We start from the raw sequence: 12,811 nt of genomic DNA on the forward strand, positions 1-12,811 counted from the left end.
TGCGATGATTGGAGTCTAGGCTTGTTGCCGCCTGCTCAACAATCAGGCAGCCCCCTTAATCCGTTCGGAATCCAGCCTATGCGAAGGTATTCATCGCCGCATGCCCTGAGAGCTCCGCCGATTCGGCATGTGAGGGCAAGTGATTGAAATAACCGGAATAAAAAGCGTATCCACCCTGTAATCGGATGATGTAAACAGGTTGTGACGTGATTGACGAATTCTGGAAATTTTATCCGGCCGCTGTCGGTCCGTTGATCAAGGTGCCGGCCAGCAGCACCAGGCCCAGCCCGGTGATGGACAAGGCCCCGGCCAGGGCCAGGGCGAAACGGATGCGTCCGCCCAGGCTGGATTCGCCAAATCCCCGTTCCACCAGCCGGTTGAGGCCCAGCGCCCCCAGCCCGATGGCGGCCACGGTGACCGCCACGCCGACGCCCATGGCCAGCGTCGCCAGCACGCCGATCAGGATCATGCCGTTGGCGAAGCAGAACAGCAGAACCAGGATGGCGCCCGAGCAGGGGCGGAAGCCCACCGCCGCCGCCATGGCGAACAGGGCGTTGCGCTCGGTCTTCCCGTCCTGGTGATGATGATGGTGGCCGCAGCAGGCGCCGTCGTGGTGATGGTGGGCGTGTCCGTGATCATGGCCGCAGCCCTTGCCGGTGAGCGTCCGCCAGGTCATCAGGGCGCCGATGGCGGCGATCATGGCGAAGGACCCCGCCTCCAGCCAGGCCGCTCCGGCCGATACGGTGCGCGGCGCAAGGCTGAGGATGCCGGCCAGCACGCCCACGGCGAGGATGGCCGAACCGGCCTGGACCATGGCGGCGATCAGGCTGGCGGCGAGGCCGTGGACGACGCGGGCGCGCCGTGTGGCGAACCAGCCGCCGATCACCACCTTGCCGTGGCCCGGCCCCACCGCATGGAACACGCCGTAGAGGAAGGCGGCGAGGATGATGGTGGCGGCCGGCTCCCACGATCCGGTCTCCTTCATCACCGCCAGCTGCTCGCGCAATTGTCCGGTCAGCTGCCGCTGCAGGGCGAAGCCCCAGGCGGCGATGGAACGCAGCGGCTCGGGCAGGTCGGAGCCGGGGGCGGGCGCTTGCGCGCCCGGCACCAGGGCGGCCCAGGCAGCGGCGGGCACCAGCGACAGGACAAGGACGATCAGCCGCATGTCACCGTGGCCCGCTTGGGTGTCACCGCGCCGCCGAAGATGGTGTTGCCGTGGTCGGGCGCGATGGTCGCCTTGCAGCCGGCCGATCCCTCGCCGTTCAGGGTGACCGCGTTGTCGGTGGGAAAGTCCATGTCGATGTAGAAGGTCTCTTCATAGGTGGTGAAGCTGAAGGATTCCCGGCGCGGGTCCACCGGACGGGGGAGCGGCAGGCGGAACGCGTACATCAGGCTGTCCTTGACCGCGATCACCTTGAAGTCGGTGGCGTCCGGCCAGACGACCGGGTCGGCTCCGATGCGGGCATAGGTGAAATGGCTTTGCGGCTTGGTGTCGCGGAAGGCCTCGCGCTCTAGATCCTTCATCTCGTCGGGGTCCAGGCGGTTGTTCTTGTTCTTGTCGAAATCCTTGAGCAGCGAGGCGCTGAACACCGCGTCGAACTTCCAGCCCATGAACAGGCTGACGATCTTGCCGTCCTTGAATTCCACCAGGGCGTGGACGTCCACCAGCACATGGGGATGGGCCAGCGCCGGTCCGGGCAGGGCCAGGAGAAGCAGGATCAGGAGGCGGCGCATGCCAGCCGCCCGAAACCGCGCTCCAGATCCTCCAGCAGGTCGTCGGCATCCTCCAGCCCGGCGTGGAAGCGCAAGCTGGGCCCGGCGGGGGACCAGTCGGTGGCGGTGCGGATGATGGAATGCCCCGAGGTGGGGATCACCAGGCTTTCGAACCCACCCCAGGAGAAGCCCAGCTTGAAGTGGGAATAGCCGTCCAGCATGGCATCCACCGCCGCCTTGGAGGCGGGCTTCAGGATCACCCCGAACAGGCCGCAGCCGCCGGTGAAGTCCCGCCGCCACAAGTCGTGGCCGGGATCGGAGGGCAGCGGCGGATAGAGCACCCTGTCCACCTCGGGCCGCGCCGCCAGCCACCGGGTGAGGCGGAGCGCGGTTTCCGAATGCTGGCGCAGGCGGACGGGCAGGGTCCTGAGGCCGCGCAGGCCCAGATACATCTCCTCGGTGCCCGGCGAATGGCCGAAGGCGGCCAGCGACGTCTTGACCTGCAGCCACAGCTCGGGCGTGGCGGCGGTGATGGTGCCCAGCATGGCGTCGGCATGGCCGACGATGTACTTGGTGGCCGCCTGGATGGAAATGTCGACGCCCTTGGTGAAGGGCTGGAAGTGCAGCACGCCCCAGGTGTTGTCCATCATGACGATGGCGCCGGCCGCATGGGCCGCCTGGGCGATGGCCGGGATGTCCTGGACCTCGAAGGTCAGCGAGCCGGGGCTTTCGGTGAACACCACCCTTGTGTTGGGGCGCAGCAGCGCCTGGATGCCGGCGCCGACCCGCGGGTCGTAATAGGTGGTCTCGACGCCCAGTCCGGTGAGGACGGTGTCGCAGAACTTCCGCGTGGGGAAATAGGCGGTATCGACCATCAGCAGGTGGTCGCCGGCCTTCAAGAAGGCCAGCAGCGCCCCCGTGATGGCCGCCAGCCCCGACGAGGTGGCGACGGTGCGGTGCCCGCCCTCCAACTCCGCCACCGCCTCTTCCAGCGCGAAGGTGGTGGGCGTGCCGAAACGGCCGTAGCGCACGCCCTCGAACGGCGTCCTGCCGCTCTTCTCCATGGCTTCCACCGAGGGGTGGAGGATGGTGGAGGCGTGATAGACGGGGGGATTGACGGCGCCGTGGAAGGCTTCCGGCTTGCGGCCGGCGTGCAGGATGCGGGTGGATTTCTTCATGTCATTCCGGCCGAGCGAACTGGGGCGGGCATGGTGCCGTGCCGAAGCCCCTCAAGCCAAGGAATTTCGCGCGTCAGCCCGCCAGGGACAGGGCGGCGGCGGCCAGCAGCGCCAGGGCGGCGAAGGCGGCCAACACAAGATGGGAGTTGTCCTGCGTGGCAACGCGGGCACGGGCCTTCCGGTTACGCATGGGACATCTCCTCTACTTTCCGTCCTTTCAAATATGGACGCGATTCGGCCGGGCATCAAGTTGTCATGAACATTCTTTCGAGGCGGCGGCGTGCTCCCCCTATACCGGTGTATAGGCGGGTTGAAATAGGGCGTCGCATGACATAAGTCATAAAATGGTTGGGGGTATTTCTGGGGAGATTGGGCCATGAACCGCATGTGCGTCGTGCCGGCCATCGTGATGGTGGCCGGGCTAACCGTGTTTTCCGCCGTTCCCGCTCTGGCGGGCGATTCCAAGGCTCAGGTGGCCACCGCCGCCGCCCATGCGGGCATGGCCGCCGCCGCCGCCGAGCCTAAGATGGTGAAGGGGCATCTCCAGCATGTGATCAATTGCCTGGTCGGCCCGGCCGGCGAAGGATACGACGCCGCCCAAGCCAATCCGTGCAAGGACCAGGGCTTCGGGGCCATTCCCGATGCCCCCATGGACAAGATGCCGGCGCTGCAGGCGGTGCTGAAGATTGCCAGGGACGGTGTCGCCGAACCCGATCCGGCCAAGGCGCGGGAGAAGGCCGCCGCGACCCAGACCGCGCTGGACAAGATAAGGATGTGACCGTCCGAACCATTGGCCAGGGCGCGGTTTCGGGTCCGGTTGTGGGCTGAAGGTGGTGTCGCGAAGACCCTGAGGGGAGAAATCCCCTTAGGGTTTGTTTTTTTGGAGTACTAAATCCATTGGTTTAAGCATAGGTAATACAACGTATATGGCTCTCTGAGTGGAGGGAAGGTGAAAAATCATTCCAAAACAATAAGGTGTTTGGCGCTGCCCAACTTGCGTTATACATTATAGGTCAAGCATATTGCCTTTTGATAGGGGGGGTGGGAGGTCAGAAAGGGCTTAACTTCCATCACTTGGTGTGTATTCTGCGGCACTTCAAAGAAGATGCATTCCGGGAGCATCTCAGTGATCGTCAATTTGCGCATCGGCGCCCGTCTGTCCCTGATCGTCGTCATTCTTCTGGCGGCGCTGGGCGGGGTGTCGCTGTATGCGCTGCACGAGATCCGCGACCGCCTGATGGCCGAGCGCCAAAGCCAAAGCCGCATCATGGTGCAAGGGGCGCTGACCCAGATCGCCCGCTTTTACGCCATGGAGAAGGACGGCATCCTTCCCTCCGACGCGGCGCAGAAGATGGCGCTTCGGGCGGTGGACACGCTCCGCTACGGCCCTGACGAGTATGTGTGGGTCAACGATTCCCGCCCCGTCGTGCTGTCCCATCCCATCGAGAGCATGGTGGGGCGCAACGTGGACGACATCCGCGACATGGACGGCCGTCCACTGTTTCGCGAGTTCAACCGCATCAGCGCCGGCAGCGGCCGCGGAATCCTGGCCTACAAATGGCCCAAGCCCAACGACGACGTGCCCCAGTTGAAGGTCTCCTATGTGGAGGGCTTCGCCCCCTGGGGCTGGACGGTGGGATCGGGCATCTACGTGGACGACATCGACGCCGCCTATTCCGAGGTCGCCCGGCGCTTCGGCTGGTTCGCCCTGCTGGCTGCCGTGATCAGTTCGGCGGTGGCCTGGCTGGTGGCATCGACCATCACCCGGCCGCTTTCGGCCATCACCCATCACATGACCCGGCTGGCGTCGGGGCAGAACGTGACGGTGAACGAGACCGGCCGCGCCGACGAGGTGGGCGAACTGATCCGCGCCATGGCCGCCTTCAAGCGCCATCTGGCCGAGAAGGAGCAGTTCCGCGAGGCCCACGATTCCGTCCTGCGCGAGGCCGGCACCGTCTTCAACCTGATCAACGACGCGGTGATGGTCACCGACGCCCGCAATCACATCAAGCTGGTCAATCCCGCCTTCATCCACATCACCGGCTATGGTCCGGACGAGGTGATCGGGCGGTCTCCTTCCATTCTGGCCTCGGGCCGGCATGACGAGGCGTTCTACGCCGCCATGTGGACGCAGCTGGCCGCCACCGGCGCCTGGAGCGGCGAGATCTGGAACCGCTCGAAGAGCGGGGAGATCTATCCCGAATGGCTGTCGATCACCGCCATCCGGGATCGCGAGGGCCGGGCCACGGGATACGTCGCCACCTTCAGCAATATCAGCGAACGCAAGCGCCGCGAGACCCGCATGCGCTGGCAGGCCGAGCATGACGCCCTGACGGGGCTGGCCAACCGCTCCCATTTCGAGGCCTCGCTGGCCATGACCCTGGCCGAGGCCCGCGAGAACCGGGACCAGGTCGCCCTGCTCTATGTGGATCTGGACGGGTTCAAGCAGGTCAACGACACCATGGGGCATGCCGCCGGCGATACGGTGCTGGCTTCCGTGGCCAAGCGCCTGCACGAGGTGGTCCGCGCCGACGATCTGGTGGCGCGGCTGGGCGGTGATGAATTCGCGGTGGTGATTTCCTGCCTGCATCGCGAATCCGATGCCCAGGCCATCGCCGAGAAGATCGTCGCCCGGATGTCGGATCCCTTCGTGGTGGGCAACGCCACCGCTCATATCGGGGCCAGCGTCGGCATCGCGCTTTATCCCGCCCATGGCGACACGTCCGAGGACCTGATCCTTGCCGCCGACGCGGCCATGTACCGGCGCAAGCAGGCGGGGCGCAACGGCGTCACCCTGGCCACTCCCATGACCGACGGCGCCCTGGCGTCGTAACGAAAAAGCCCCCGCCGGGAGGCGGGGGCTTTCATCGGCCGACCGGTCGGCCGGGAAACCCTATTTCTCGATGGGGGTGTCGTCGCGGTTGCCCCATTCGGCCCAGGAGCCGTCATAGACCGCCACGTCCTTGTGACCCAGCAGGTCGAGCGCCAGCGCCACGGTACAGGCGGTGACGCCCGAGCCGCAGGTGATGGTCAGCGGCTGCTTGGGATCGATGCCGGCGGCGTCGAAGCGGGCCTTCAACTGGTCGGCGGGCAGCATGCAACGGGTCTTCTCGTCGATCAGGTCGGCGAAGGGGACGTTGACCGAGCCGGGGATATGGCCCTGGTGCTTGGTGGGGCGCGGCTCGGCCGCCTCGCCCTTGAAGCGGGCGGGCGCGCGGGCGTCGATCACCAGCTCGCGCCTGTTCTCCAGATTGGCCTTCATGTGGTCCAGGTCGCGGACCAGCAGGTGGTTGTAGTGGCTGATGAAGTGGCGGGTGCGGGGAACGGGGGGCAGATCCTCCACGGGCAGGCCCTCGCGCAGCCACTTGGGGAAGCCGCCGTCCAGCACCGAGACGTCGCGGTGGCCGAAGGTGCGGAACATCCACCAGGCGCGCGCCGCGGCGCTGGTGAAGCCCGAGCCGTCATAGATCACGATCTTGTTGCCGTTGCCCAGGCCCAGCTTGCGCACCTTGGAGGAGAACTTCTCCGGCGCGGGCAGCATGTGCGGCAGGGTCGAATCCGTGTCGGCGATCTCGTCGATGTCGAAGAACACGGCGCCGGGGATGTGCTCGGCGTCATATTCCTCGCGCGCGTTGCGGTTCTGGGCCGGCGTGTACCAGCTGGCGTCCACGACGCGGACGTCGGGCGCGGAGAGGTGCGAGGCCAGCCATTCGGTGCTGACGAGGGCGTCCGGATTGGGATAGCTCATGCTCTTATGTCCCCCCTTGCGGGTTTGCTCTTGTTTCGTCGCCGCTCAGTCCAGCCAATCGGGCACCGGCAGATCGCGCTCGCGCAGGAAGGCCGGATTGAACAGCTTGCTTTGATAGCGGGTACCATAATCGCAGAGCACTGTCACCACTGTGTGTCCGGGTCCTAATATGCGCGCCACCTTGATGGCGGCCATCACGTTGATTCCGCTCGATCCTCCCAAAACCAATCCTTCGCCCTTGACCAGGTCGAAGATCAGCGGCAGCGCCTCGTGGTCGGTGACCTGCACCTGATCGTCGATGGGAGCACCCTCCAGATTCCGGGTGATGCGGCCCTGGCCGATGCCTTCGGTGATGGAGGTACCCTCGGCCTTCAGCTCGCCATGGGCATAGTGGTTGAAGAGCGCCGAGCCCATGGGGTCGGCCAGAACTATCCTGATGTCCCTGTTGTGCTCCTTCAGCGCCATGCCGGTGCCGGCCAGGGTGCCGCCGGTGCCCACCGCGCAGGTGAAGGCATCCATCTTGCCGTCGGTCTGGCGCCAGATCTCCTGGCCGGTGGTGTTGAAATGGCCCATGCGGTTGGCGGTGTTGTCGAACTGGTTGGCCCACAGCACGCCGTTGGGTTCGGTCCTGGCCAGTTCATTGGCCAGGGTCTCGGAATAGCGGACGTAATTGCCGGGATTGGCGTAGGGCACCGCCGGGACCAGACGCAGGTCGGCGCCCACCAGCCGCAGCATGTCCTTCTTTTCCTGGCTCTGGGTCTCGGGCATGACGATGACCGTCTTGTAGCCCAGCGCATTGGCCACCAGGGCCAGCCCGATGCCGGTATTGCCCGCCGTGCCCTCGACGATCACGCCGCCCGGCTTCAACAGGCCCTTGGCCTCGGCGTCGCGGATGATGGCCAGCGCGGCGCGGTCCTTGACCGAGCCGCCGGGATTGAGGAATTCCGCCTTGCCCAGGATCTCGCACCCGGTTTCCTCGGATGCGCGCTTCAGGCGGATCAGCGGGGTGTTGCCGATGGTGTCGAGAAATCCGTCGCGAATGTCCGTCATGGCCTGTGTAGTTTCCATCTAATTACCATTAGAACAATGTAGCTAGTCGAATGGCGGACTACAAGGGCCGTGACGCTTCCCGGACCCGCTGGGGCGTGAACGGCACGGTTCTCAGGCGCACGCCTACCGCGTCGAATACCGCGTTGGCCAGGGCGGCCGGCACCGGGGTGGCCGCCGCTTCGCCGCCGCCCATGGGAGGGAGGTCGGGACGCTCGATCAGTTCGATGGCGATGTCGGGCACGGCTGCGAAGGTCAGGATGGGGTAGGTCGACTGGTCGGTCGAGGTGACGCGCGACGCGTCGAAGGTCACTTCCTCGACCAAGGTGCGCGACAGGGTCTGCAGGATGCAGCCCTCGATCTGCATCTTGAGCGCGTCGGGATTGATCACCAGTCCGCAATCATGGGCGCAGGCCACCCTATGGATATGGATGCGGCCGGACTCGCGGTCCACCGACACCTCCATGGCGATGGCCACGTAGGTTTCCGAATGCTTGTAGTGGACATAGGCGATGCCGCGCCCGGTGCCGTCGGCCTTGGGGTTGGGGATGGGCCTGGGCGCCCAGGCCAGCATGGAGGCCGCCTTGGAGAGAACGGTGACGCCCCGCAGGTCCCGGAGCCCGATCAGGCGGGCCACCAGCGGGTCCATGCCCACCCCGGCGCACAGCTCGTCGAAGAAGCTTTCCACCGCGAAGGTATTGGCGATCTTGCCCGGCGCGCGGATATTGCTGGGCCGCAGTGGCGCGTCGGCCAGCCAGTGGACCTTGACCTCCAGATCGGGCACCGCATAGGGCGGATCGCCGTTCTGGCTGATCAGCCCGGTGACCAGTCCCTGCGGCTGATCGATGCCGGCGGCCTCGGGCGCCAGCAGCGGGACGTTGGGCAGACTGGCGGTGGCCTTGGGCAGCCACATCTCGGTGCTCCAGCCGGTCAGCACCCCGGCCTCGTTCATGCTTCCCCGAAGCGCCAGCAATTGCGGCGGCCCCTTGGGGTCCCAGGCCAGTTCGTCCTCGCGGCTCCAGGCGACGCGCACCGGCTTTCCCACCGCCTTGGACAGCAGGGCGGCATCGGCGCTCGCGTCGTCATGGCCGTTCATGCCATAGCAGCCCGAACCGTCGAGATAGACGAGGCGCACCTTGTCCACCGGCAACCCCAGCAGGGCGGCGAAGGCGGGGCGGAACTTGTGGGTGGCCTGCGACGCGGTCCAGATGGTGGCGGCGCCGCCCCCGACCTGGGCGACGGCGCAGCTTGGCCCCAGCGAGGCATGGGACTGCACCGGCCAGTAATACTCCACGGCCGCCGGGGAATCGGCCAGGCGGGCGGCGGCGTCGCCCTTGGCCTTCAGCACCTCCTCGGCGGTGAAGGGACCGGCCTTCAGCCAGTCGCGCACCGCGCCATTTCCCATCAGCGGCGCGGAATCCGACCATTGCGCCTTCAGCAGGCGTGCGGCCCGCACCGCGTCCCATTCCCGTTCGGCCACCACCGCCAGGAAGTCCTTGATCCGCACCACCCGGACGCCCTTGATCCCCTTGACGGAGGCTTCGTCCACCTTGAGCAGGCGGGCTCCCACCGACGGCGGACGGATGACCCGGCCGTGCAGCATGCCGGGCAGCTTGAAGTCGTGGACGTAGGCGTGGGTGCCGCAGACCTTGGCCGGCAGGTCGGGGCGGGGCAGGGGCCTGCCCACCACCCGGTACTCCGCCGGTTTGCGCAGCGGTGCCTTGGGGTCCAGTTTCAACTCGAAGCCCCGTTCCCCCACCAGATCGCCCATGCCGATGGAGCGTCCGCCGTCCCGGGGCGCCACCATGCCATCGCGCAAGTCCAGATCCTCGGGCGCCATCTCCAGGCGGGCGGCGGCAAGCCGGATCAGCGCCTGGCGCGCCGTGGCGGCGGCCTGCCGGATCTGCACGCCCCCCTTGGGCACGCCGGTGGAACCGGCGGTGGGTCCCTGGTCGGGGGTGAGCATGGTGTCGCCCTCGATCAGCGCGATGGACTCGACCCCCAGGCCCAGTTCCTCGGCGGCCATCTGGCGGATGGCGATGCGCAGGCCCTGGCCGAGATCGACCTTGCCGCAATGGACGGTGACCCGGCCATCGGCCCCGATGGCGAGGAAGCCGTCCACCTCGGCCGGGTCCACCGTCTTGGCCGGTGCGGCGAGCGAGGGACGCGGCAGGGCGAAGGCCACCGTCAGGGCGGCGCAAGAGCCCAGGAAGGCGCGCCGCGACAGGTCGAGGCTCATGACGGTTCCCTCCCGCCGGCGCGCAGCACGGCGCGCAGCACCCGGTGATGGCTGCCGCAGCGGCACAGATGGCCGTCCAGGGCGGCCTTGGCCTCGTCCGGGCCGGGCTGGGGATTGCGGGCCAGCAGGGCGGCGCTTTCCACCACCATGCCGGCGGTGCACCAGCCGCATTGGGCGGCCTGCTCGGCCATGAAGGCGGCCTGGACCGGATGGGGGGATTGGGGCGTGCCCAGGCCCTCGATGGTGGTCACGTCGCGGCCCGCCGCCATGGCCAGGGTGGTCTGGCACGACCGCGCCGGCTCGCCGTCGATCAGAACGGCGCAGGCGCCGCACTCGCCCTTGCCGCAGCCCATATGGGTGCCGGACAGGCCCAACTGGTCGCGCAGCCAGTAGATCAGCGGCATGTCGCCATCCGCCGGGGCGGCGGAGCGGGGCGTGCCGTTGACGGTGATCATAAGGCGGGCGGGGGCTTTGGAGCTTGCCGGCTTTGCGGGCATGGAATCCTCGCGCAAGGTTGGGCGGGCAGTATAAGGCCAAATCCCCGGCTTGCCCAAGACCGCCCTGATCCGCTACACCCAACGCGCCCCCCATGCCGTCTTACAGGTGAAGCCGTGAACCGCCTCCCCGTCCTTCTGGTCCTTCCGGCCCTGTTCACCGCCCTGCTGTTCGCCATGGGAGCGGCATCGCAGCCATTCTGGCAGGTCTTCAACCTGGACCCGGATTACTATTACCTGACCAACGGCCTGATGCTGGTGGAAGGCCTGGCCCCCACCGACATGGGCCATCCCGGAACGCCCGTGCATGTGTTCATCGCCGTCATCCTTCGACTGATGCATGTGGGCGAGCCCACCGGGGCCATCGTCGATTCCGTGCTGCGCGATCCCGAGCGGCATCTGCGCATGGTCACCTGGGTGATGTATCCGCTGATCGGCCTGTCGCTGGTGGCGCTGGGCCGCGCCTTCGTGGCGGCCACCGGACGGATGGCCCCGGCCTTGCTGGCCCAGGGCGCGCCGTTCCTGTCCATGATCATTCCCAAGTTCGGCCTGCACCCCAAGCCCGAGGGCTTCCTGATCATTGCCGTGGCCTGGGTGCTGATCGTGGCGCTGCGGATCGCCAAGTCCGAGACGCTGACCGACCGCCAGGTGGGCTGGCTGGGTCTGGCGCTCGGCTTCGGCATCGCCTGCAAGATCCAGTTTGCGGCGCTGGGACTGGTGCCGCTGTTCATCCTGGACCGCCGCCGGCTGTTCCTGGTGCTGCCGCTCTCCACGGTGGCGGGTTTCCTGATCTTCTTTTCGCCGGCCCTGCCGTCGGCGGATATCTTCATCGGGTGGTGGGCGAAGATTCTGACCCATAGCGGCGCCTATGGCAGCGGCGAGGCCGGTGTGGTGCAGCCCGGCCGGTACTGGAAGGCGATCATCGGCCTGTTCGGCTCCAAGATCATCTTTTCCGTGGTCATCGTCCTGTCGCTGTTCGCCCTGGCCGGCTATGTCCGTCTGCGCCGCCGGGGCCTGATTCCGGCCGACAGGATGGCGGGGCTTTTGGCTGGCATGGTGGCGGCCGAGGTGCTGACCATCCTGGCGGTGGCCAAGCAGCCCGCCGCCCATTACCTGGTGCCGGCCCTGCTGCTGACCGGTCCCAGCCTCGCCATCCTGTTCGTGCTCTCGGCCAAGGTCTTCCAGCCCCGCCCGCATCTCAAGGTATGGGGTGCGCTGGGCCTGATCCTGATCCTGATCAGCGCCCAGGCGTCCTGGAAGCAATACGCCGAACTGGCCCGCTGGACCCGCGACGCTCAGGCCTTTGACATGAGCCGGTTCAAGGCCTGCGCCAAGATCGACTACGATTCCTCCTCGAGCCTGCCCTATGCGCTCCAGCGCGGCGACATGAACTCCAAGGCCCGCTATTCGCCCAAGCTGGCCGAGTTCATGCCCAAGGACCACTACACCTGGTTCATCAACGAGCATTCGTGGTGGAGCAGCGGCTTCATGCAGTGGAACAAGCCCATGGTGGTCGCCGAGGTGGTGGCCGCCTATCCCTGCACGGTATTCCGGGGCAATCACGCCAACCTGCTGCCCAACTGGGCCATTCGCGCCTTGGGCGGCTTCAAGCCCGACGACATGTGCGAGGTCGGCGAGGAAACCATCTTTACCCTGGGAATCCGCTGCGACGGCTCAACGCCCCTTGCAAAATGAGGCCAAAGGGATAGCCTTCTCGGGTCACGTCACGACCAGGGGGACATCATGGCGGCCAAGGCCGTAACCATCGCCCAGCAGAAGGGCGGCGCCGGAAAGACCACCATCGCGGCGCAACTGGCAGTAACCTTCGCGCGCGGCGGGTTGCGGGTCGGGCTGCTGGACATCGATCCCCAGGGCTCGTTGGCCGCCTGGTACGATATCCGCAAGGCCCTGGTCGAGGAGGAGGGCGGCGGCATCACCTTCGTGCAGGCCTCGGGCTGGCGGCTGTCCACCGAGCTGGACCGGCTGAAGCGCTCGGTCGATCTGGTGCTGATCGATTCGCCGCCCCATGCCGAGACCGAGGTGCGCATCGCCGTGCGCGCCGCCGATCTGATTCTGGTGCCCATGCAGCCCTCGCCCATGGATTTGTGGGCCACCGGCCCCACATTGGATATGGCGCGCAAGGAGAAGTCGCCCGCCCTGATGGTGTTCAACCGCACGCCGCCGCGCGGCAAGCTGGTGGACGCCGTCCGCAAGAAGATCAAGGATGCCGAGGTTCCCGTCGCCCAGACGGTTCTCGGCAACCGGGTGGCCTTCGCCGCCTCGATGATGGAGGGCAAGGGCGTGGTGGAGAGCAATCCCCGCCACACCGCCACCAAGGAGATCAAGGCGCTGGCGGTGGAAATCGCCGGCATCCTGGGACTGGACTGAAGGC

Annotated in this window: 11 protein-coding genes; 4 read left to right on the plus strand and 7 right to left on the minus strand. The window is 66.8% G+C overall.

Features of this window, described 5'->3' with window-relative positions; genetic code table 11:
- Positions 1 to 229 precede the first annotated feature (229 nt).
- Genes WV31_RS17610 through metC form a run of 3 tightly spaced genes read right to left on the minus strand, consistent with a single transcriptional unit; the run spans position 230 to position 2,891 of the window.
- Complete coding sequence (locus tag WV31_RS17610; RefSeq protein ID WP_085374792.1) at positions 230 to 1,165, minus strand: nickel/cobalt transporter; 936 nt, start codon at positions 1,163 to 1,165, stop codon at positions 230 to 232.
- On the minus strand, positions 1,156 to 1,734 hold the full coding sequence (locus WV31_RS17615; RefSeq protein ID WP_085374793.1) for a DUF1007 family protein: 579 nt from the start codon (positions 1,732 to 1,734) through the stop codon (positions 1,156 to 1,158). The genes WV31_RS17610 and WV31_RS17615 overlap by 10 nt, the downstream gene beginning before the upstream one ends.
- Entirely contained in the window at positions 1,719 to 2,891 is a 1,173-nt protein-coding gene (gene metC, locus WV31_RS17620) for a cystathionine beta-lyase (protein ID WP_085374794.1), read from the minus strand. The genes WV31_RS17615 and metC overlap by 16 nt, the downstream gene beginning before the upstream one ends.
- A gap of 376 nt (positions 2,892 to 3,267) precedes the next feature.
- On the opposite strand from metC, the gene WV31_RS17625 reads away from it, so the two are divergent.
- Both WV31_RS17625 and WV31_RS17630 read left to right on the plus strand, forming a co-directional pair.
- A complete protein-coding gene (locus WV31_RS17625; RefSeq protein WP_085374795.1) occupies positions 3,268 to 3,669 on the plus strand; it encodes a hypothetical protein in 402 nt (133 codons plus the stop codon).
- Between the two features lie 348 nt (positions 3,670 to 4,017).
- On the plus strand, positions 4,018 to 5,724 hold the full coding sequence (locus WV31_RS17630; protein WP_085374796.1) for a diguanylate cyclase domain-containing protein: 1,707 nt from the start codon (positions 4,018 to 4,020) through the stop codon (positions 5,722 to 5,724).
- A 60-nt stretch (positions 5,725 to 5,784) separates the two neighbouring features.
- Here the strand turns inward: WV31_RS17630 and sseA are convergent, their stop codons facing one another.
- Genes sseA through WV31_RS17650 form a run of 4 tightly spaced genes read right to left on the minus strand, consistent with a single transcriptional unit; the run spans position 5,785 to position 10,422 of the window.
- Positions 5,785 to 6,639, minus strand: a complete 855-nt coding sequence (sseA, locus tag WV31_RS17635) for a 3-mercaptopyruvate sulfurtransferase (protein WP_085374797.1) — start codon at positions 6,637 to 6,639, stop codon at positions 5,785 to 5,787.
- Positions 6,640 to 6,684: 45 nt separating this feature from the next.
- Positions 6,685 to 7,689: a cysteine synthase A gene (locus WV31_RS17640; RefSeq protein WP_085374798.1), complete on the minus strand. Its 1,005-nt coding sequence runs from the start codon at positions 7,687 to 7,689 to the stop codon at positions 6,685 to 6,687.
- 58 nt (positions 7,690 to 7,747) lie between these two features.
- A complete protein-coding gene (locus WV31_RS17645) occupies positions 7,748 to 9,925 on the minus strand; it encodes a xanthine dehydrogenase family protein molybdopterin-binding subunit (RefSeq protein ID WP_085374799.1) in 2,178 nt (725 codons plus the stop codon).
- On the minus strand, positions 9,922 to 10,422 hold the full coding sequence (locus WV31_RS17650) for a (2Fe-2S)-binding protein (RefSeq protein WP_085374800.1): 501 nt from the start codon (positions 10,420 to 10,422) through the stop codon (positions 9,922 to 9,924). Before WV31_RS17650 ends, WV31_RS17645 begins: the two co-directional genes overlap by 4 nt.
- Before the next feature lie 114 nt (positions 10,423 to 10,536).
- On the opposite strand from WV31_RS17650, the gene WV31_RS17655 reads away from it, so the two are divergent.
- Positions 10,537 to 12,114 carry a hypothetical protein gene (locus WV31_RS17655; RefSeq protein WP_085374801.1) on the plus strand — a complete coding sequence of 526 codons (1,578 nt, stop codon included), beginning with the start codon at positions 10,537 to 10,539 and terminating at the stop codon, positions 12,112 to 12,114.
- 48 nt (positions 12,115 to 12,162) lie between these two features.
- Positions 12,163 to 12,807: a ParA family partition ATPase gene (parA, locus tag WV31_RS17660; protein ID WP_085374802.1), complete on the plus strand. Its 645-nt coding sequence runs from the start codon at positions 12,163 to 12,165 to the stop codon at positions 12,805 to 12,807.
- Positions 12,808 to 12,811: the final 4 nt, after the last annotated feature.

Source organism: Magnetospirillum sp. ME-1, assembly GCF_002105535.1.
Taxonomy (GTDB): Bacteria; Pseudomonadota; Alphaproteobacteria; order Rhodospirillales; family Magnetospirillaceae; genus Phaeospirillum.